The following is a 19,614-nucleotide window of genomic DNA, read 5'->3' as shown; positions in this document are numbered from 1 at the left end:
CTGTCGCCGATTTTGGCAGGAAACTGGTGGCCGTTCCGCTTCCATCAGGAGCACAGGATGCGCCGGTACTGCCCCGGCGGCACGCCGACGGCCGCGCGGAAGCGGTGGCTGAAGTGCGAGAGGTCGGCATAACCGCAGGCGTCAGCCACCTGCTGCAATGGCAGCGTGTCCATCTTCAATAGCTGGTGCGCGCGGTCGATGCGGCGCGCGGCGATCCAGGTCGACGGCGGCATGCCGAACGACACCCTGAACATGCGCGCCAGGTGGAATTCCGACAGGTTGGCCAGCGCGGCCAGCGTCCCCAGCGTCAGGTTTTCATGCAGGTGCGTCTCGATATAGTCGGCCAGGCGGCGCCGCAGCTGCGGCGCCAGGCCGCCGCGCAGGCGCAGGTTCGGGCGCATGGCGACCTGGCCATGCAACAGGCCCGACAGCGCGGCGTGCGCCGTCTCGTTGGCGCGCAGCAGGTTGTCCGTACCTTGCCAGGGCACGTCCAGCAGCGCCTCGCACTGGCGCGCCAGCCCGGGATCGTCGAAATAGGTGCGGTCCTGCAAGGTCAGCTCGCGCGGCTCGCGGTCGAGCTCGACGACGGCGCGGCGGGTGAACTGCGCCGGCATGAAGTACAAGTGCACCAGGCGCAGCGGGTCGCGCACGTACCAGCGCGATTCGTGCCAGTCCGGCAGCGCGCACAGCCGGCCCGGACCGCCAAAATGCCCCGGCGCACCCTTGCGCTCGATGCGGTAGCCGCCGTACAGGTAGCACGACAGCGTATGGTGGCCCGGCTCGCTGTAGACCGTTTCCGCGTCATCCGTATTGCGCTGCCAGACGGCGGCCGCCAGGCCGTCGCCCAGCCACGCAAAACGTTCCAGCTGCGCATCGGTGCCGCACATCGTGCGAAAGACGGCATGGCCCAGTGCATCGGCGGGGGCGCTCTGGAGCGCGCTGCGCGCAGCCGCCGTCATGCGCAGGCCGGCAGGGAGAGGGGGTTGGGGCTCGGTGCTCATGGCAAAAAGTCTAGCACCGTGCGAGCGCGCGTGCCGGCAGCGGGGGAAAAATGCGCAAGATCGGACAAGCGCCAGCCGGGCGGCCGCCGCAGAATGGCCACACCATCATCGTTGTCGGATTGCCATGAACCTGTTCCTCTACCTGCTCACCGTCCTGATCTGGGGCACCACCTGGATCGCCATCAAGCTGCAACTGGGCGTGGTACCCGCGCCCGTGTCGATCGCCTACCGCTTCTGGATCGCCGCCGTCGTGCTGCTGGCCTGCCTGTGCCTGGCCCGCAAGGCCGTGCTGCCGCCGCGCGCGGCGTGGCGCTACCTGCTGGCCCAGGGTGTCGCGCTGTTCTGCTGTAATTTCCTGTGCTTCTACTATGCCAGCGCGCACGTGCCCAGCGGCCTGGTGGCGGTGGTGTTCTCCACCGCGCCGATCTGGAACGCGCTGAACGGCCGGCTGTTCCTGGCCCGGCCTGTGCGGCCGGCCGTCGTCGGCGGCGCGCTGCTGGGACTGGGCGGCATCGCGCTGCTGTTCCTGCCGCAAATGGCGGGCCACTGGGGCGACAGCGGCATGCTGGCGGGCCTGGGGCTGGCCGTGTTGGGGACGTTGTGCTTCTCGGCGGGGAACCTGCTGTCGTCGCGCATGCAGGCGCTGGGCCTGGCGCCGCTGTTGACCAACACGTGGGCGATGTTCATCGGCGCGTCGATCCTGACCTTGCTGGCGCTGGCACTGGGCATGCCGTTCACGTTCGAGGCGGATGCACGTTACGTGGGATCGCTGCTGTACCTGGCGATTCCCGGCTCGGTCATCGCGTTCACGGCCTATCTGCTGCTGGTGGGCCGGCTCGGCGCCGACCGCGCCGCCTACTGCACGGTGCTGTTCCCGATCGTGGCGCTGACGGTATCGGCGCTGTTCGAGGACTACCGCTGGAGCGCCTCCGCCTTTGCCGGCCTGGCGCTGGTCGTCGGCGGCAACCTGCTGGCGTTCATGCCGGCGCGCGCCGTGCCGACCGCGCCGGCGCCGGCGAGGGGATGATTACTTCTTGGTGAAGACGAGGTCCCACACGCCGTGGCCCAGCTTCAGGCCACGGTTCTCGAACTTCGTCAGCGGGCGGTAGGCCGGCTGCGGTGCGTAGCCCTCGGCCGTGTTCTGCAGGCCCTCTTCGGCCGACAGTACTTCCAGCATCTGCACCGCGTAGTCTTCCCAGTCGGTCGCCAGGTGCAGGTAGCCGCCCGGCGCCAGCTTTTCCACCAGCAGCTTGACGAACGGCGCCTGGATCAGGCGGCGCTTGTTGTGGCGCGCCTTGTGCCATGGGTCGGGGAAGTAGATGTGCACGCCGGCCAGCGTGCCGGCCTCGATCATGTTGTTCAGGACCTCGACGGCGTCGTGCTGGATCACGCGCAGGTTGGTCAGGTTCTCCTCGCCGATCAGCTTCAGCAGGCTGCCGACTCCCGGCGTATGTACCTCGACGCCAATGAAGTCCTTCTCCGGCATCAGCTTGGCGATGTGCGCCGTGGTCTGGCCCATGCCGAAGCCGATCTCCAGGATCACCGGCGCCTTGCGGCCGAAGGCCTGTTCCAGCTCGAGCGGCGCCTTGGCGTATTCGATCATGTAGCGCGGCCCCAGCTCGTTCAGGGCGCGCTCCTGTGCGGTGGAGAGGCGGCCGGCGCGGGTGACGAAACTGCGGATGCGGTGTTCGGTGGGGTCGTACAGCATGGACCGCGCGGGGCCCTTCGGTGGCGTGTCGGAAGACATGGGAATCTGCTGAAAAAGGTGGCGAAAAACGGACGATTATACCATCGGGGGCTTCCGCCAAGGCCCGCCGGCTCTGCTACACTTGCCTTTCACCCATCCGACAGAAAGATCATGAAGCAAGCATGGCCCCCTTTCGTGCAGGCCGTCCAGGCGCTGCCTTCTGTACCGGATATCCTCAGCGTGATGGCGGAAATGACGGGGCTGCGTTTCGTCTGCGTCGCCCATGTGACGGAAACGAACTGGACCACCTGCGCGGTGCTGGACAAGCTGGGCTTCGGCCTGCTGCCCGGCGATGAGCTGGACGTGCGCACCACGCTGTGCCGCAGCGTGCGCGCGGCCAACGCCACCATCGTCATCGACCACGTCAGCGCCGACGACCTGTTCCACAACCATCCCACGCCGCGCCAGTACGGCTTCGAGAGCTACGTGTCGATCCCGATCTACGGCATCGACGGCGAATTCTTCGGCACGCTGTGCGGCCTGGACCCGCGCCCACTGCCGCTGTCCGAATCGAAGACGTTGAAGTCGCTGGTGCTGTTCGCCCAGCTGATCTCGAAGCAATTGGCGGCGGAGCGCCGCTATGCGGACCGCAACAGCGAGCTGTCGGACGAAAAGGAAACGGCGGTGCTGCGCGAACAGTTCATCGCCGTGCTGGGCCACGATATCCGTACGCCGCTGTCGTCGATCCTGCACGGCGCCGAAATCCTGCTGCAGGCCGGCGGCGACGAGCGCACCCGCACGATCGCCCACACGATGCAGCGCAGCGGCCAGAGGATCGCGCGCATGATCGACGACGTGCTCGATTTCACGCGTGGCCGCCTGGGCGGCGGCATCGGCCTGGACGCCCGCCCGGTCGGTGACCTGGACGACGCCCTGCAGCAGGTCGTGGCCGAATGCCAGAACGAGCATCCGGACCAGCGGATCGAGGCGGCCATCGACGTACCCGGCACCGTCTGGTGCAACCGCGACCGCGTCGCCCAGGTGCTGGCCAACCTGCTGGCCAACGCGCTGCGCTACGGTCGCAAGGACGCGCCGGTACGCGTGCAGGCAACACTGACCGAGGGCGCGTTCCGCCTCGTCGTCGCGAACGAAGGCGAGACCATCGACCCGGCCAAGCTGGGCAAGCTGTTCCAGCCGTACTGGCGCGACGACGACGGCCAGCCGCGCCGCGGCCTGGGACTGGGCCTGTACATCGCCAGCGAGATCGCGCGCGCCCATGGCGGCCTGCTCGAGGTGGTGTCCTCGCAGGGTCACACCGTCTTCACGTTCTCGATTCCCGCCGGCCTGCGATAATGGCGCCCCTTATTCGTTACCGGATGCGCCCGCAATGGCTGAAGCACTGAACCTGGCAATCATCGTCGTCGCGCTGCTGGCGCTGTTTTATCTGCTGAAGGGCCGCCCCAAGGCAGCGCCGCCGGTGCAGCATCCGCGCGCGGGCTCCTACACCCCGGTGCCGGAAGGGGCGCCCGTGCTGCACTGGTCCGATGGCGGCGGCCAGTTCGACGTCGAAGTGCTGGGCGAATCGCGCTACCGCGACACCATCCGCCGACTGGCCGGCGAGCATGGCGACGCCAAGGCGGACGCCCGCCATACCGCGCTGCTGCTGCCGGACGACGCCAACCCGTACGAGGACAAGGCCGTGGCCGTATTCCTCAGCGGCGAGATGGTGGGCTACCTGGCCCCGAAGGACGCGCTGGCGTTCCGCCAGCGCCTGGCGCGCCAGGAAATCGCCGGCCAGCTGACCTCGTGCGACGCCGCCGTCCGCGGTGGCGCCCTGTGGGAAGGCAAGCGCCTGGCCTACGCCGTCTGGCTCGACCTCGACCTGAAAGGCTGACGGCGGCGGCATTCGATGCAAATGATTCTCATTTATAATGTTGAGTTTCGTCTTGCAAGGAATGCCCATGCCGTCTCGTCTCACCCCTGCCGCCACCGCCGCGCGCCTGCTGGCGCTGGGCCTGTTTTGCGCCCCGCTGGGCGCCCTCGCCGCCGATGAAGCCGCCGAGGCGCCGCTGCCCCAGGTGACCGTGGCGGGCGAGCGCGCCACCGGCTATGTACAGCCGAACAGCAGCGGCGCCACCCGCACCGACACGCCGATCCGCGAAGTGCCGCAAGCGGTGCGCGTGATCGGCACGCAGCAGCTGGAAGACCTGGGCGCGCTGCGCCTGGCCGACACCGTCGACTACGTCAGCGGCGTGGCCCGGCTGAACGACTTCGGCGGCACCTGGGACAACTACGCGATCCGCGGCTTCTCCAGCACGGACATGGGCTTCCTCGTCAACGGCTTCCCCGGCGCGCGCGGCTACAACCCGACGCGTGACACCGCCACCGTCGAACGCTTCGAATTCCTGAAGGGACCGGCCGGCGCCGTGTACGGCAGCAGCGAGCCGGGCGGCACCATCAATATCGTCACGAAAAAGCCGAAGTTCGGCACGCGCAACGTGGCCGAGTTCAGCGTGGGCAGCCGCGGCCTGCGCCGCGGCACCTTCGACAGCACGGGCGCCCTGGGCAGCAGCGTGGCCTACCGCTTCAATGCGATGGTCGAGGAAGGCGACAGCCGCAGCGACCTGCTGGGCAATAACCGCACGCTGCTGGCGCCGGCGCTGACGTGGCTGGTCGACAGCCGCACCACGCTGAACTACGAAGGCGAGTTCCTGCGCGTGGACACGCCGCTGGACCGCGGCGTCATCAACGTGCGCGGCGTATTGGGCACGCTGCCGCGCGAGCGCGTGCTGAACGAGCCGGGCGACAACAACATGACGCTCACCAGCGATACGCACCAGGTCACGCTGGAGCGCACCTTGGCCGACAACTGGCGCATGAAGCTGGGCGCCAGCTACAAGGAAAGCACGTTCGACGGCAACTACACGGAGGCGACGTCACTGGCGGCGGACAACCGCACGCTGAACCGCCAGGCCACCTGGCGCCAGCTGCCGTCGCGCGACGTGGCCGTGCAAGCCGAGCTGGAAGGCAAGTTCAACACGGGCACGGTCGGCCACACGCTGCTGGTGGGCGCCGAAGCGTCGCGCCTGTGGATGAACACGGAAATCCTGCGCTCGGCCAATTACCCGATCGACATCTACAACCCGGTCTATGGTGCGCCCCGCCCCGACGCGACCACGCGCACGTCCAGCTCGGACGAGCGCCAGCGCGTAAAAGCCGTGTTCGTGCAGGACCAACTCAGCCTGTCGCCGCAATGGAAGCTGTTGGCCGGCCTGCGCCATGACGACTACAGCCAGGAGCTGGACAACCGCGTGGCGAAGACGCGCACGTCGCGCGACCAGAGCGCGGTGTCGCCGCGCGCCGGCATCACGTACCTGCCGAACGAGTGGAGCTCGCTGTACGTCTCGGCCGGCAAGTCGTTCCGCGGCAATAACGGCACGGACATCGCCGGCAACGCCTTCGACCCGCAGCGCTCCACGGCCTACGAGGCCGGCTGGAAGCTGCAGACGCGCGACGAGCGCCTGGGCGCCAACGTGGCGATCTATGACATCGCCAAGACCAATGTGCTGACGGCCAGCGACGTGCCGGGCTACTCGGTCGCCGCCGGCAAGATCAAGAGCACCGGCGTCGAGGCCGACGTGTACGGCCAGCTGGACCGGCACTGGCGCGTCAGCGCCAACCTGGCGTACGACGATGCCCGCGTGACCAAGGACAAGACCTTGCCGTCCGGCGCGCGCCTGGCCAATGTGCCCGAGTGGAGCGCCGGGGTGCTGGCGATGCGCGAGGACACGCTGGCCAACGGCAAGCGTTACGGCATCGGCGCCGGGATCAATTACGTGGGCGACCGGGCCGGCAACAATGCGGACACGTACACGCTGCCCGCCTACACGACGGCGCGGCTGACGAGCTGGTGGCAGCTGACGAAGGCCGTGCGCCTGGCAGTGGACGTGCACAACCTGTTCGACAAGACGTACTACACCTCGTCGTGGAACAACCTGTACGTCATGCCGGGCGCGGAGCGCAGCGTCGTGGCGCGGTTGAAAGTGGATTTGTAAGCGGGGGACAAAACTGTGACGCTGCGCTCGCATGAGCGCAGTGCTGCAGGGGCACCGTCGCCGCGCTAGTGCGTCGTGTGCGGCGGTGCCGCATCCGCCGGCACCGTGCGCAGGCGGTCCTCCAGATTGCCGCTGTCGATCAGCTCGCGCGCCAGGGCGCGGGCCTCGATCTCGGCGGCATGCTCGCGCTTGAACGCTGCCGGCGTTTCAATAACGACGGGCGGCTCGAACGTGCGGCCCGAATAGCGATGCGACTTCACATAGATCTGGCCGCGATATTTGCCGGCCGGTTCCTCCGCCACGTCCACGCTATAGACGTACCCTTTTACCCAGATATCTTCGGTCATGCCCACTGCATCGAATGCGAAAAAACGCGCATGCTGGCCGCGCGTTGCCGTCGCGCGTACGGTGGCTGCAGGCCATGCCTGGCCATGGTCGCGGGCAGGTCGCGCATGCGCTGGCGACCCCGCGGATAATGCCATCATACTATCAATGTGACCGTGGAAGCCACGCGATTTACAAACGAATCAATGCAACTTGCCCACGTGCTCGCGCACGGCGTTGACGCTGGTGCCTGCTGCCTTGACGGCCTCGCGCAGCTCGTCTTCCGACAAACCCAGCTCCTTGGTCCAGTAGCGCAGTTCCCACGGTTCGTTGACGTTGATGCGGTTGCGGTCCTGCGGACCGCGGTTTTGCAGATTGTCAGCCATGATGTTCTCCCGATTGCACGACACATGTCGTTGCAGGAAGGTTGGCGCAACACTCATTGATGGTCAGTTAAGCAACGCACGTTGCTAAAAATCGGGGACTGTCCCCGATTTTTAGCAATTTTTTCCGGCTTAGAACTTCGCGCGCACGCCGAACACGAAGTTGCGGCCCGGCAGCGGCGAAATGTCCTTCAGCACCGAGGTCGACACGCGGATGTCGTCGTTCAAGAGGTTCTTCGCCAGCAGGAAATACGTCAGGTCATAGTCGCCCACCTTCTGCGTGTACGATACGTTCGCGTTCAGCTGGTTGTACGACGGCGTGGCGGTGGTCTCGAACGAGGCCAGGCGATCCTGGCCGCGCGCGTGCACCAGCGACAGCCCGGCGCGCAGCGCGTCCATCCGGTAGCCGATCGACGCGCCGACACGGTCGGCCGGCTGCAGCGGCAGGCTGCCGCCGGCATCGAGCTTGCCGCGCGACGTGTCGGCAAACACGCGGCCCGACCAGCCGGCGCCCGTCTCGTTGTACGTCAGCTCCGCCTCGGCGCCGCGGATCGTGGCATCACCCTGCTGGAAGATGCGCTCGCGCAGCTCGTCGCCCGGGTTGCCTTCCTCGTCCAGCAGGTTGCCCGTGATATTGCCGTAGATGAAGTCGTTGACCTTGTTGCGGTAGACGTTGGCCTTCCAGCGCACGATGCCGGTGGTCTTCTGCACCGACAGTTCGACGTTGCGCGAGCTCTCCTTGGCGAAGTTGGCATTGCCGACGTCGAAGGTGACGGTGGCGTCGTGCGGGCCGTACGAATACAGCTCCTCGGTGGCCGGCGCGCGCTGGGCGTACGAGAACGTCAGGCCGGCGCCATAGCCCGGCATGAACGGCCACAGCGCGCCGACGGAGCCGGACTTCAGGTCGAACGAGCGCGCCAGCCCCGTGACCGGTTCGCGCTTGACCGATTCCAGCCGCGCGCCGGCCGACAGGCGCAGCACGCCCAGGTCCTTTTCTTCGACCAGGAAGCCGGCGGTGGACGTCGAGCGTGTCGCCGGGACCGTGTCCGGCCCGCCTTCGGCACTCAGCGCGGCGAAGTGCGTGTTTTCCGTCTGGATGCCGAAAGTGCCGTGCCAGCCGGCCAGCGGCTGGTGCGACAGCTCCCAGCGCGTCTCGGTGGAACGATTGGTGAAGCGCACCTCGGGCATGCCTTCGTCGTCGAGTTCCGCGTGTTCGTAGTCGGTATGGCCGGCCTTGAACTTGAAGTTCTCGAAGCCGGCGAACGGTGCTTTCACCAACCCTTCGATGTCGTAGCGCTTCTGCTCCAGGTCGATGCGCGAGCCTTCGTCGCTCGGAATGCCGTACAGGTTGGACAGGTGCGACACGGAAGCGCCCACATAACCCCAGCTGTCGACGAACGAGGCGCCCAGGCCGGCGTTGCGCTCGTGCGTGTCCGAGTGCGGCAGGCGGCCGGAGGCGGAGTCCGGATCGTTCAGCACGCGCGTGTCCGGGATCTTGTAGTCGTCGGTCAGGCGCCAGTTGCCGTCGACGTGCACGGCGATCTTGCCGAACGCCGCGTCGACGGTGCCGGAGGCGTTGCGGCCCTTGTCGACGGTGCTGTAGCGCGCTTCGGCCTGGCCGGTGGGCTTGGCTTCCAGTGCGGTCGGGATGCGCTCGTTGACGACGTTCACCAGGCCGCCGATGGCGCCGGAACCGTACAGCAGCGCGGCCGGGCCGCGCAGGATTTCGATCTGGTGCGCCACGGCCCCTTCGGCCGCCACGGCGTGGTCGTTCGACAGGCCGGACACGTCGGACACCGACATGCCGTTCTCCAGCATCTTCACGCGCGGGCCTTCCATGCCGCGGATGATCGGCCGCGAGGCGCCGGCGCCGAACGCGGAAGCGGACACGCCCAGCTCCTGCGACAGCGTCTCGCCCAGCGAGCTGCCGGCCTTGTCGCGCAGTTCGTCGCCCTGCAGCACCTTGGCGGGGGTCAGGATCTGGTCCCCTTCGGCGCTGCGGAACGGATTGGCGGTGACGACGACCTTGGGCACGACCTGGTCGGCAGGTTCGTCGGCGAAAGCGGAAGGAGCAGCGGATGCGAAGGCGGCCAGGATCGCGCTGGCGAGCAGCGTGCGTTGCATATTCATTGGTAAAACCTCAGGCAATTGGAATGACGAGCTGCCGCCGCACGTTCTGTCGTGCGGCGGCTGAAAAAGTTCGGGAACTTCAGCGGGTCAGGCCTGGGGTGGCGCGCGCGAATGGAAGACGCAGACGGTGCGCAGGCAGGCGGCGGGCGTGTCGGCCGCCGCCAGTGGGAGGTACTCGGGAGCGACCGCCTTGAAGCTGTACGTGGGCACGCCCAGCGCATGCGCCAGCTGGTCGCCGGAGACGCACAGGCCGCACAGGTGGTCCGATGCAATCGGGCGCTTGCCCTCGTCGCCACTGTCGCCCAGCACGGCGACGCCGTTCGGCGCCGGCACGTGCGTGTACACGTGCGACAGCGCCAGCTGCTGGGAAACCAGCAACAGCAGCGAAAGCAGCAGTTGGACGATGATGCGTGAGGACATGCGGTGCTGTCGACGATCGTTAGGGCTGCCACGCCAACCGCGGGGCGTGGAATGCGGTACTCGAAACCTGGAGCGGGTGAAGGGGATCGAACCCTCGTCTTAAGCTTGGGAAGCTCCTGCTCTACCATTGAGCTACACCCGCGTACGGCGCATTCTACGCGGGTTCGGCCGGGTTTGACAAATTTCCAACTAGGCAAGTGCGATCGGAAATCGGGGTGTCGTCTTGTCCGGGTGGCACGGCTCTCGGAACGCCAGTCATGACGAGTTCGCCTTGTAGTCCGGCCTCGTGGACCTTGCGCTGCGTCACTTCGCTCATTGCCATTTCTCGGTTTTGGGAACAGCCTGAACCTTTATGCTAGACCGACCTTCCACTATAATCGAAGATGTCGAAATGATAATTTCCCAGGGATCGGCTCCACTATCCCCAATTGAAGTCAATGAACGGTGAATGCCTTAATGGCCTTACGAAGTAAAAACGAAAGAAAATCAGATGAAGAAAGATGCCACGTATTCAAAATTGTGGATAGGCCTGGCCAAACTGCTTGCCACGAGCATTATGGGAGTGGGGTTTGCAGCGGATGTCGCTGCGGCTGAGGATTTCAGCAAACCGATTCCTCTTCCCGACGTCCAACATACCACAAACTATTCCAAACGAGGCGTCAAGTTTGCTGTACCTGGCAATTGGACGGTCACTCGCAACGAGACGAACAGCAACGTGGTCCAGGTCGATGTGGATGCCAACAAACCTGGCCTTGAAGGTATTGCCTTGAATACGCAAATTCAGATCTATCCTCTTTCCATCGCTCCCTCGCTGCAGGAGGCTGCCGAGTTCCTGACGAACATGGCACGCGAAGATTCCAAATACTTGACGCCGACAAAATACCAACCACTTAAAATTTCCGGCGCCGAAGCGTTGGGTGTCAGGTACATCAACAACAACTTTGGAGCAGGCGATCCCTACGCGAAGCACTTCCACCTTTACGCCAGGAAGGCCTGCGGAAAAGGTTTCGTGTGCATTATCTTCACCCAGACGCTCGAAGTTAACGAGCACGCCGCACGACTGGGCCTCGATAAAGTGGTTTCGACCCTGAGTTATTCGCGATAGTCACGCCGACTCTCGTGAATGAAGCGAGCGCGGTGCTCAACGAGGTAGGCACACGCCTCGGTGAGCTCGCCACCACTCAGCAAACTTGTCCCTGAACCGCTGAAGGGAGTGCGCCGGCAGGGGCGAAAATGCAAAATTGCGGCCGGCACGAGCCCTTCAGCGACCAGGTCGATGCCAATGAGCTACGCGGCTCTGGCGCACGTTGATTACTTTTCATGAAGCCCGCCTGCCCGCTGACTTTCCCAATGACAGCGAAGGTAGCTTGAGAGAATGTAGTTTCGATACATTTTTTCTCGAAGATGGACAATCCTCAGCCGGCTGCCCCCAGTAGTGCGCCACCGCGCTTGAGCAAACTTACGACACTTTTCTGTAGTCTGACTACTATATCGTTGACTAAAAAACTAGTTTTGCTACAAGATTGCTGTGCACGCGCCGCAGAGCGCCCACCCCATCACAGCCTTGGAGACGTCAATGCACCGTAGTCCTCGCCACACCGATCCCCGCCCTGCCCTTCGTTTGCACCCGATCGCCGGCGCCTGCACCTTGCTGCTAGCGCTATCTTCGGGCGCCGCCACGGCGCAGGAAGCCGCTGCCGCTCAACCTGCCGAAGGCACGATGACCAAGGTGACCGTCTCGGGCATCCGCCGCGGCATCGAGGACGCGATCTCGGTGAAGAAGGACGCCACCTCGATCGTCGAATCGATCTCGGCCGAAGACATCGGCAAGCTGCCCGACGTCAGCATCGCCGAATCGATCGCCCGCCTGCCCGGCCTGGCCGCCCAGCGCGTGGCCGGCCGCGCCCAGGTGGTCAGTATCCGCGGCCTGTCGCCGGACTTCGCCACGACCCTGCTCAACGGCCGCGAACAGGTCAGCACGGGCGACAACCGCAGCGTGGAATTCGACCAATACCCATCCGAGCTGCTCAGCGCCGTCACGGTGTACAAGACGCCGGATGCGGGCATCGTCGGCCAGGGCCTGTCCGGCACCATCGACATGCAGACGGTGCGCCCGCTGGCCTTCCCGGGCCGCACCATCTCGTTCAATGTGCGCGGCGAGAAGAATTCGCTCGGCAAGATCGCCAACGCCAAGGACAGGGGCCACCGCGTCAGTGCCAGCTACATCGACCAGTTCGCGAATCGCACGGTGGGCTTCGCGCTGGGCGTGGCGCACATGGAGTCGCCGATCCTGGACAACGAGACCGGCACCTACGAGCCGTTCGACCAGACCCGTATTTCCGGCGTGCCGGCCGGCACCTACGTCACCGCCGGGGTGAAAGCGCTGGCCAAGAGCGGCAAGCTGACCCGCACCGGCGTCATCGGCGTGCTGGAATACCGCCCCAGCCGGCAGTGGACCAGCACCCTCGACGTGTTCGCATCGAACTTCAAGCAGGTCGACACCAACAACCAGTTCGAGGTCAATCTCGGCGGCTTCAACGGCACCAACAATCCAGCCGGATTCAGCTACGTGACGACCCGCATCGTTGGCGACACCCTGGCCGGCGGCACCGCGACCGGCGCCTATCCGCTGGTGCGCGGCCAGTACAACCACCGCGAGGACAGTATCCGTACCGCCGGCTGGAGCAACCGCTTCAAGTTTGACAGCTGGTCGCTGCTGGTGGATGCCAACTACTCGCAGGCCAAGCGCGACGAAACCTACCTGGAAAACAATCTGCAGCTGCAAACGGCCAGCGGCGGGGCGTTCAACGATCCCCTGATGACGGTAGGCTGGCAGCCGGGCAGCTTCGCCACCTTGTCCGGCCAGCTCGACTACAGCAATCCCGCCATCCTCCATACCGGCAATTCGATCTACGGCTACGGCAAGACCTATGCGCCGCACCTGAAGGACCGCCTGGCCAGCCTGAAGATGGCGGCGACCTTACCGGCACCGGCCGCGCTGGACGCTTACGTGTCCGGCTTCGACGTCGGCGTCAACTACAGCGACCGCACCAAGACCAAGCGCCAGCCTTCGGGCCTGCTGTTCGCCAGCGGCACGCCGACGATCGGCAGCGAATTCCTCTACGCGCCGGTGGACCTGGGCTTTGCCGGCGCGGGCACGGTGCCATCCTGGAACGTGCCGGCCGTGATCGACCACTACTTCGATCCGATCAGCTACAGCCTGGAAAACAATGCCGGCACCATCAGCCGCGCCTGGGACGTGACGGAAAAGATCACCACCACCTTCGTGCGCGCGAACCTGGACGGCGAGGTGGGCGGCTACTCCCTGCGCGGCAATATCGGCGCCCAGGTCATCCGCACCGACCAGTCGTCGGCATCGCTGTATGCGGATGCCGCCGGCGTGGCGCACCCGATCGAGAACGGCAAGACCTACACGGACGTGCTGCCCAGCGTGAACCTGGCCCTCGGCCTGGGCGAAGGCCAGACGGTGCGCTTCTCGGTCGCCAAGCAGATGGCGCGTCCGCGCGTGGACCAGCTCAACGCGGGCTTCAACTTCACCGTCGAATCGGGTACGCGCCTGCCGAGCGGCAGCGGCGGCAACACCCAGCTCGATCCCTGGCGCGCCAAGGCCATTGACCTGTCGTACGAAAAATACTTCGACAAGAAGGGCTACGTGGCGCTGGCCGGTTTCTACAAGAAGCTCGACACCTATATCTACACGTTCTCGGAAACGCGCGACTTCTCGCAGTACACGGCCGGCACCAACGCCATTTCCAACTTCGGCCAGTACACCACGTCCTACAACGGCGACGGCGGCATGATCAAGGGCGCCGAGCTGACGGTGTCGGTGCCCCTCGAGCTGCTCACGCCCGTACTGGACGGCTTCGGCGTCATCGCCAGTACCTCGTACACCAAGAGCGGCATCGACATCAAGGAAGTCAACCCCACCATCGGCAAGATCGAGCTGCCCGGCCTGTCGCGCAACGTGTCGAACCTGACCTTGTACTATGAAAAAGCGGGCTTCTCGACCCGCGTCAGCGCGCGTGACCGTTCGGATTACGTGGGCGAGATCGGCAACTTCGCGGGCGACCGCCAGCTGCGCTACGTGGTGGGCGGCACGTCGGTCGACTTCCAGGTCGGTTATACGTTCGAGCAGGGACCGTACAAGGGCCTGGGCCTGCTGCTGCAGGTGAATAACCTGAACGACGCGGCCTACGAGACCTATGCCAACCGCAAGGACCGGCAGCTGGAATACGCCAAGTACGGCCGCACCTTCCTGTTTGGGCTGAACTACAAGTTCTGACGCGGCCGTCGGAGCAGCTTATTCCGGCTGCTCCACCGTATACCCCTTCGCCTGCAGGTCGGCCAGGTAACTCTTCTGGCCCAGCAGGTTATGCAGTGGCAGCAGCGCGAATGTGGACTGGTTGTTGGCCAGCGCCTTCTCCGCCGCCGCCATCCAGCCCGCGCGAAGGCGTTGTGGCATCGTGCCCAGCCCCGCCTTTTCGCTCAGCACGGCGTTGCTCTCGAAGGCGGCAGTGCAGGCGTTTTCGTGCTCGCGGTAGTCGAGCTTGCGGATCGCGTCGATATCGCCCTTGGCCCAGGCGTTGGCGCGGCCGCGGATGCCGTCCAGGTCCGTCTCCAGGCGCGCGATCGTGGCCGTGAAGCAGGGCACATCGTCCATCGGCGCCTTCTTGAAGTCACGGATGCCCTTGACCGGGCTGTCCACCGCCAGGTCGATCGCCGTGGACGTGATCTTCAGCTTGTTCTTCTCGGCCAGCTTGACGATCCGCTTGCGCACCTCGCCGCCGTTGGTCATGCCGTTCTGCTTCATCGCTTCGTCGAACAGCTCGCCCGCCGCGAACACGGGACGCAGGCGTTCGTAGTCCTCGTCATCCTTCAGGTACTTCTTGCGCAGCGCCAGCCAGCGCTCGTGCACGTCGGCCGGCACCTTGTCGCGCAGGACGGCGCCATCCGGATTCTTGTCGATGCCGATCATGAACGGCATCAACAGCACCGAACGGACGATGCCGAAGTCCAGGTTGGCGCCGGGCTCCTTCAACAGCTCCTGCGACTGGCCGATGATGGTCTCGACCTGCTGCGAGCGCCATTCCATCTTCTTCGGCAGCGGCCAGTGCGTGCCGAAGACCCACAGCACGTGGTCGCCCTTGGACACTTTCCACAGGCCGGGGCCGGGGCGCTGGCCGACGACCAGGATCTTCTCGGGCTCGACCTGCGCCTCGGGCGCGACGGCGGTCGGTACTTCGGTCTGGGCCCAGGCGGTTGCCAGGGATAGCGCAAGGCTCACTGCGGTGATCGAACGAATCAACATCGACGGCTCCTTTGAGTTGGCTGACAGGGGCGCTTTCCACGTATCGATTAGTGAAAGCTGGCAACATCCTATTGCAGAATTGCTATCCTGCCTAGGGGATGCCCTTAAGCCGTTCTTCATGTTCGGCCGCCGTGGCACAATGCGGCAGCGACCACCAAGGAGAACGGATGCCCCGCCACCCCGACCGCAATCGATCGTTCCGCCACCTGTGCGCCTGCGCGCTGGCGCTGCTGGCCGGCCTGGCGCAGGCCCAGGCGTTCCAGCGGCAGGCCATCGACGGCAACCTGCCCGTGTTCGCCCCGGCGCTGAAGGCCAGGCTGACGTTCCCGCTGGCGTGGACCCCGCAAGTGAAGGACATGCACACCTGGCGCACGGCGGGCCAGGCCAAATTGTGGGAACTGACCTTGCAGGACCGCGACGACACGCCGTTCGCGCCGCAGGTGATCGCGCAGCAGGACCGTGGCAGCTATGTGGCGCGCCAGGTCGTGTTCAACCTGACGGCAACGAGCCGCGTGCGCGCGCTGCTGCTGGTGCCGAAGGCGCCGGGGCCGCATCCGGCCGCGCTGCTGCTGCACGACCATGGTGGACGCTTCGATATCGGCAAGGAAAAGCTCATCGCGCCGTGGGACGACAGTGCGCGCGAGGCCGCCGCGCGCACCTGGGCCGACAAGTATTTTTCGGGCCGGATGCCGGGCGACGAGCTGGCGCGGCGCGGCTACGTGGTGCTGGCGACGGACGCGCTGGGCTGGGGCGACCGCGGCCCGCTGACGGGCGACGCGCAGCAGGCGCTGGCCGCCAACTTCTTCAACCTGGGCAGCTCGCTGGCCGGGAACATGGCACTGGAAGACCTGCGTGCGGCCAGCTTCCTGGCCTCGTTGCCGGAGGTGGACAAGGGCCGCGTGGCTGCGCTGGGCTTTTCGATGGGCGCGTTGCGCGCCTGGCAGGTGGCCGCACTGTCCGATGCGATCACCGCCGTCGTCGCCGTCAACTGGATGGCGACGACCGAGGGCCTGATGGTCCCGGGGAACAACCAGCTGCGTGGCTCCTCGGCCTTCCAGATGCTGCATCCGGGCCTGCTGCGCCACCTGGACTTCCCGGACGTGGCCAGCCTGGCCGCGCCGAAGCCGGCGCTGTTCCTGGCCGGGGCGACCGATCCGCTGTTTCCGCTGCCGGCCGTGCGGGATGCATACGGGAAGATGGCGCGCGTATGGAACGCCTGGCACGCGGCCGACAAGTTCGAGACCCGCATCCTGCCGGGCGGCCATGTGTTCGCGCGCGAGGCGCAGGAACAGTCGTTCGACTGGCTGGACCGGCAGTTCGGGCGCTAACGCAGCAGCTGCAGGATCTGGTTCGGCAGCGTGTTGGCCTGCGCCAGCATGGCCGAACCGGCCTGCTGCAGGATCTGCGTGCGCGTCAGGTTGGCCGCGTCGGCGGCGAAGTCCGTGTCCAGGATGCGCGAGCGCGATTCGGCCAGGTTGCCCGACATCGTCTGCACGTTCTCGAATGCGTGCGTCAGCCGGTTCTGCATGGCGCCCAGGTGCGCGCGCTGCACGTTGATATTGGCCAGTTGCTTGTCCAGGTATGTGAGTGCCGCGGTCGCGTCGGCATGGTTGGCCAGCGACAGCGGCGGCTCGGCGAAGGCGCCGCCATCGGTCTGCTGGAACAGCGCGGAAATTGTCAGCATGACGACGTCGCCGGCCCGGTGGCCGAGCTGCACGGCGCCGTTGAAGGAACCGTCCAGCAGCTTCAGGCCATTGAAATTGGTGTCGGTGGCGATGCGGAAGTTTTCCTTGATCAGTTCATCCGCTTCGCGCTGCATCGCCGCGCGGTCGCCGGCGCTGTTGGTGTCGTTGGCCGCCTGCACGGCCAGCTCACGGATGCGCTGGAAGTTCTCGCCGATCGTGCCGACGGCACTTTCCGCCGTCTGTGTCAGCGAGATGCCGTCGTTGATGTTGCGGCCTGCCTGCGTCAGGCCACGCAGCTGGGCCGTCATGCCTTGCGAGATGACCAGGCCGGCCGCGTCGTCGCGCGCGGAATTGATGCGCAGGCCGCTGGAAAGACGCTGCAGGACGGACGACATGTCCGCGCCGGAGCGTGTCAGCGCCCGCTGCGCGAACAGCGAGTTGGGATTGGTGTTGAGCGTCAGGGCCATGGCATATCCGTCGTGCGGAGAGACGAATATCTCTCCTGCATCGGCTATTACGGCATGGAAATTTGAAACTTGATCACAGATTGTCACAACCGGCGGTTTTTTTACGCTGGTGCCAAGGCCTGGTGCCGATTCCCCGTCGGCTCGAGAGGAACCCGCATGCGCCGCCATGAATGAGTCAGCGCTTCAACAGACTGGCAGGGCCGCGCGCAGGGCCTGGATATCCTCTGGCCAGGCCAGGTGCAGCCGGTCGAGCGCATGGTTGAACTGCTGCCGCCGCAGCGGCGCGATGTTCAGCAACGGGAAGGCCTTGTAGACGATATTGAGCAGCCAGCGGTAGGCGCAGAAATCGGTGCTGAACTGATAGGCGCTGCCGTCGTCGTTATAAAAGAACTCACGATGAAACGCCGATACCGTCTCGCGCCGCGCCACCTGCTCGCGCGCGAACGGCGAGCGCGCATGGATCACGTCGCGCCGCGCCAGCGCCAGGAACGCGGTGTAGCGTTCGGCCAGCAGGCGCGCCGTCTCGTCGAGCAAGCCCGCCTGGCGCGCCAGCGCCGCCCTCAGGTCCTCCAGCCAGGCGCGGTATTCGCCTTCCCTGGCCACGTATTCGCGCTCGAAGCGGGCGTCGACCTGCGCGCGCTGGTCGGCCGGCAGCGCGTGGCGCCAGAACGTGTAATTGGAGTGGTAGGACAGGAAGCCGTCGTATTCCGGCCGCGCCGGATCGCCCGAAGGCACCGGCGGATAGACGCAGGCCAGCAGCAGCATCCATTGCGCGACGAGGCGTTCGGCCGCGTGCCCTTCCAGCCAGCAGCGGGTGACCAATGCGCGCAGCCGCGCTTGCGTCTCGAACACGGAGCGCCACTGTTCGACCGATTCGTAGCGTGCGGCCAGTTGCGCCGCGTCCGTGTCGTGCAGCGAGATCGTGTCGTTCGGTGCGATGACGTCCGGATCGATCCCGGCCGCCTCTATCGCGTTCAGGCGTGCCTGCAGCGCGCAGTAGCGCGCCGGCTCGACGGGTTGTGATGGATGCGCCGTCAAGAACGCCTCCGCCAGTGCCTGTGCCTCGTCCAGGGCGGCCGCCGGCACGCCGTCGAACGTCAGCAGGTAATGAGGACCGTGCTGCCAGCCCCGCGCCAGCGTCCACTGGCAATCGTGCCGGGCCAGCACGGCCTGCAGCGGCGCGGCCACCTGACGGTAGAACGGCGCGCCGTTGTCGGCGCAGTTGATGCGCAACTGGACGAAGCTCATGTCTCCCTCCCCGCGACGTGCACGGCCAGCGCGAACAGCCGTACCGTGTTTTCGCGCAGCGGATGGATGCCGGCACGGTTGAAGGTCATGTGCAGCAGCGAATAGAAAATGGCGGGGAGCGCGGCGGCGGGCACGCCGGCGGCGCCGAGCGCCGCATGAACCCGGGCCAGCCGGTCGCGGTAGGCCACCAGCGGCTCGGGAAACAAGGTGCCGGTCGCGTAGCGCGCGCCAGCGGCCTGCAATCCCGGCCAGGCACGCGCCAACGCGCCCCCGATGCGCGCCTGCAGGGCCACCGCCACGTCGGCCTGGCCGATGCCGTGGCAATCCTCCAGGTAAGCCTCGTATAAACCCGCCTGCGCCAGCACGTCGTACAGCACGAGGCAGTAACCGAACAGGACTTTCTCGCGCTGGGCGGCCGGGTGGTCGTGCAGCAGGGCCAGCACCGCATTGCTGTCTTCGACGAAGAAGCGCTCGCACACCCCGACGCCGGCAATGCCGCCATAGCGCGCCGTCTCCGGCTCATAGGGGATGTAATGCAGCTCGCCATTGCCGTGCCAGTAGCGCCGCGGCTCCGTATGCAGCTCGGACGCGAAGCGCGCGTAGTAGCTGTCCGGCTCCAGGTCGGACGCGAACGCATGGCGTGCCAGCCAGTCGCGCGCCGAGGCTTCCAGCGCGGTGCCATCGCCCCGAAAGCGCAGGCGCACGTGCGGGCCACCCAGCCAGTAGCGCACGAAGAAGCAGTCGGCCAGGAACGGCGCCGGTTGCGCCGCCAGGCAATCGCACAGGAAGCCGTCGAGTCGGTCGAAGTCGTGGATGAACACGTGCAGCGACGTCCAGCGCGGCGCCGCGTCCTGCCGAATCACGTCCGCGACGGCGCTCATGATG

Annotated in this window: 17 protein-coding genes and 1 tRNA gene; 7 read left to right on the top strand and 11 right to left on the bottom strand. The window is 66.0% G+C overall.

Translation table 11 applies throughout. The features are described 5' to 3' along the window. Positions 1-44 precede the first annotated feature (44 nt). Positions 45-887, bottom strand: a complete 843-nt coding sequence (locus tag E7V67_001070) for an AraC family transcriptional regulator (GenBank protein WUR16205.1) — start codon at positions 885-887, stop codon at positions 45-47. Between the two features lie 238 nt (positions 888-1,125). Between E7V67_001070 and E7V67_001065 the strand changes: the two genes are divergently transcribed. Then, positions 1,126-2,028, top strand: a complete 903-nt coding sequence (locus E7V67_001065) for a DMT family transporter (protein WUR13723.1) — start codon at positions 1,126-1,128, stop codon at positions 2,026-2,028. Here the strand turns inward: E7V67_001065 and trmB are convergent, their stop codons facing one another. Continuing rightward, complete coding sequence (gene trmB, locus E7V67_001060; GenBank protein WUR16204.1) at positions 2,029-2,709, bottom strand: tRNA (guanosine(46)-N7)-methyltransferase TrmB; 681 nt, start codon at positions 2,707-2,709, stop codon at positions 2,029-2,031. It abuts the gene before it with no gap. 150 nt (positions 2,710-2,859) lie between these two features. On the opposite strand from trmB, the gene E7V67_001055 reads away from it, so the two are divergent. The 3 genes from E7V67_001055 (at position 2,860) to E7V67_001045 (ending at position 6,743) form a co-directional block, all read left to right on the top strand. Then, a complete protein-coding gene (locus E7V67_001055; protein WUR13722.1) occupies positions 2,860-4,041 on the top strand; it encodes a GAF domain-containing sensor histidine kinase in 1,182 nt (393 codons plus the stop codon). Between the two features lie 34 nt (positions 4,042-4,075). After that, positions 4,076-4,582, top strand: coding sequence for a hypothetical protein (locus E7V67_001050; protein ID WUR13721.1), 507 nt, complete (start codon positions 4,076-4,078; stop codon positions 4,580-4,582). A 67-nt stretch (positions 4,583-4,649) separates the two neighbouring features. Next, positions 4,650-6,743: a TonB-dependent siderophore receptor gene (locus tag E7V67_001045; protein WUR13720.1), complete on the top strand. Its 2,094-nt coding sequence runs from the start codon at positions 4,650-4,652 to the stop codon at positions 6,741-6,743. 65 nt (positions 6,744-6,808) lie between these two features. On the opposite strand, the gene E7V67_001040 is transcribed toward E7V67_001045, so the two are convergent. The 5 genes from E7V67_001040 to E7V67_001020 all read right to left on the bottom strand — a co-directional run bounded on the left by E7V67_001040 (position 6,809) and on the right by E7V67_001020 (position 10,142). After that, positions 6,809-7,090: a hypothetical protein gene (locus tag E7V67_001040; GenBank protein WUR13719.1), complete on the bottom strand. Its 282-nt coding sequence runs from the start codon at positions 7,088-7,090 to the stop codon at positions 6,809-6,811. 180 nt (positions 7,091-7,270) lie between these two features. Continuing rightward, the gene (locus E7V67_001035; protein ID WUR13718.1) at positions 7,271-7,453 is read right to left on the bottom strand and encodes a DUF3606 domain-containing protein; all 183 of its coding nucleotides are present in this window, start codon (positions 7,451-7,453) and stop codon (positions 7,271-7,273) included. Positions 7,454-7,582: 129 nt separating this feature from the next. Beyond that, complete coding sequence (locus tag E7V67_001030) at positions 7,583-9,580, bottom strand: TonB-dependent receptor (protein ID WUR13717.1); 1,998 nt, start codon at positions 9,578-9,580, stop codon at positions 7,583-7,585. Between the two features lie 87 nt (positions 9,581-9,667). After that, the gene (locus tag E7V67_001025; protein WUR13716.1) at positions 9,668-10,000 is read right to left on the bottom strand and encodes a hypothetical protein; all 333 of its coding nucleotides are present in this window, start codon (positions 9,998-10,000) and stop codon (positions 9,668-9,670) included. A gap of 68 nt (positions 10,001-10,068) precedes the next feature. Beyond that, positions 10,069-10,142: transfer RNA gene (locus E7V67_001020), tRNA-Gly, on the bottom strand. Between the two features lie 348 nt (positions 10,143-10,490). Here E7V67_001020 and E7V67_001015 point away from each other — a divergent pair. Further along, entirely contained in the window at positions 10,491-11,105 is a 615-nt protein-coding gene (locus E7V67_001015) for a hypothetical protein (protein WUR13715.1), read from the top strand. A gap of 471 nt (positions 11,106-11,576) precedes the next feature. Then, positions 11,577-14,303, top strand: a complete 2,727-nt coding sequence (locus tag E7V67_001010) for a TonB-dependent receptor (protein ID WUR13714.1) — start codon at positions 11,577-11,579, stop codon at positions 14,301-14,303. Positions 14,304-14,321: 18 nt separating this feature from the next. Here the strand turns inward: E7V67_001010 and E7V67_001005 are convergent, their stop codons facing one another. After that, positions 14,322-15,329 (bottom strand): TraB/GumN family protein, encoded by a 1,008-nt coding sequence (locus tag E7V67_001005; protein WUR13713.1) that lies wholly within the window; start codon positions 15,327-15,329, stop codon positions 14,322-14,324. 167 nt (positions 15,330-15,496) lie between these two features. Here E7V67_001005 and E7V67_001000 point away from each other — a divergent pair, with 167 nt between their 5' ends. Beyond that, positions 15,497-16,657 (top strand): alpha/beta hydrolase family protein, encoded by a 1,161-nt coding sequence (locus E7V67_001000; GenBank protein WUR13712.1) that lies wholly within the window; start codon positions 15,497-15,499, stop codon positions 16,655-16,657. On the opposite strand, the gene E7V67_000995 is transcribed toward E7V67_001000, so the two are convergent. The 3 genes from E7V67_000995 to E7V67_000985 all read right to left on the bottom strand — a co-directional run bounded on the left by E7V67_000995 (position 16,654) and on the right by E7V67_000985 (position 19,610). Beyond that, a complete protein-coding gene (locus E7V67_000995) occupies positions 16,654-17,481 on the bottom strand; it encodes a flagellin (protein WUR13711.1) in 828 nt (275 codons plus the stop codon). The two genes, E7V67_001000 and E7V67_000995, sit on opposite strands and share 4 nt — an antisense overlap. A 183-nt stretch (positions 17,482-17,664) precedes the next feature. Further along, positions 17,665-18,729, bottom strand: a complete 1,065-nt coding sequence (locus E7V67_000990) for a hypothetical protein (GenBank protein WUR13710.1) — start codon at positions 18,727-18,729, stop codon at positions 17,665-17,667. Continuing rightward, positions 18,726-19,610, bottom strand: coding sequence for a thiopeptide-type bacteriocin biosynthesis protein (locus tag E7V67_000985; GenBank protein WUR13709.1), 885 nt, complete (start codon positions 19,608-19,610; stop codon positions 18,726-18,728). Before E7V67_000985 ends, E7V67_000990 begins: the two co-directional genes overlap by 4 nt. Positions 19,611-19,614 lie beyond the last annotated feature (4 nt).

The sequence above is a fragment of the [Empedobacter] haloabium genome (genome assembly GCA_008011715.2).
GTDB lineage: Bacteria > Pseudomonadota > Gammaproteobacteria > Burkholderiales > Burkholderiaceae_D > Rugamonas > Rugamonas haloabia.
The sequence above is the reverse complement of the archived record's forward strand: the minus strand, read 5'-3'. Positions and strand labels throughout refer to the sequence as shown.

Bases quoted from the DNA above. Each gene is read 5' to 3' on its own strand.
- trmB (WUR16204.1), bottom strand. From the start codon at position 2,709: ATGCTGTACGACCCCACCGAACACCGCATCCGCAGTTTCGTCACCCGC.
- E7V67_001000 (WUR13712.1), top strand. From the start codon at position 15,497: ATGCCCCGCCACCCCGACCGCAATCGATCGTTCCGCCACCTGTGCGCC.
- E7V67_001070 (WUR16205.1), bottom strand. From the start codon at position 887: ATGTGCGGCACCGATGCGCAGCTGGAACGTTTTGCGTGGCTGGGCGAC.
- E7V67_001055 (WUR13722.1), top strand. From the start codon at position 2,860: ATGAAGCAAGCATGGCCCCCTTTCGTGCAGGCCGTCCAGGCGCTGCCT.
- E7V67_001005 (WUR13713.1), bottom strand. From the start codon at position 15,329: ATGTTGATTCGTTCGATCACCGCAGTGAGCCTTGCGCTATCCCTGGCA.
- E7V67_001040 (WUR13719.1), bottom strand. From the start codon at position 7,090: ATGACCGAAGATATCTGGGTAAAAGGGTACGTCTATAGCGTGGACGTG.
- E7V67_000995 (WUR13711.1), bottom strand. From the start codon at position 17,481: ATGGCCCTGACGCTCAACACCAATCCCAACTCGCTGTTCGCGCAGCGG.
- E7V67_001015 (WUR13715.1), top strand. From the start codon at position 10,491: ATGAAGAAAGATGCCACGTATTCAAAATTGTGGATAGGCCTGGCCAAA.
- E7V67_001035 (WUR13718.1), bottom strand. From the start codon at position 7,453: ATGGCTGACAATCTGCAAAACCGCGGTCCGCAGGACCGCAACCGCATC.
- E7V67_001025 (WUR13716.1), bottom strand. From the start codon at position 10,000: ATGTCCTCACGCATCATCGTCCAACTGCTGCTTTCGCTGCTGTTGCTG.
- E7V67_001010 (WUR13714.1), top strand. From the start codon at position 11,577: ATGCACCGTAGTCCTCGCCACACCGATCCCCGCCCTGCCCTTCGTTTG.
- E7V67_000985 (WUR13709.1), bottom strand. From the start codon at position 19,610: ATGAGCGCCGTCGCGGACGTGATTCGGCAGGACGCGGCGCCGCGCTGG.
- E7V67_000990 (WUR13710.1), bottom strand. From the start codon at position 18,729: ATGAGCTTCGTCCAGTTGCGCATCAACTGCGCCGACAACGGCGCGCCG.
- E7V67_001030 (WUR13717.1), bottom strand. From the start codon at position 9,580: ATGAATATGCAACGCACGCTGCTCGCCAGCGCGATCCTGGCCGCCTTC.
- E7V67_001065 (WUR13723.1), top strand. From the start codon at position 1,126: ATGAACCTGTTCCTCTACCTGCTCACCGTCCTGATCTGGGGCACCACC.
- E7V67_001050 (WUR13721.1), top strand. From the start codon at position 4,076: ATGGCTGAAGCACTGAACCTGGCAATCATCGTCGTCGCGCTGCTGGCG.
- E7V67_001045 (WUR13720.1), top strand. From the start codon at position 4,650: ATGCCGTCTCGTCTCACCCCTGCCGCCACCGCCGCGCGCCTGCTGGCG.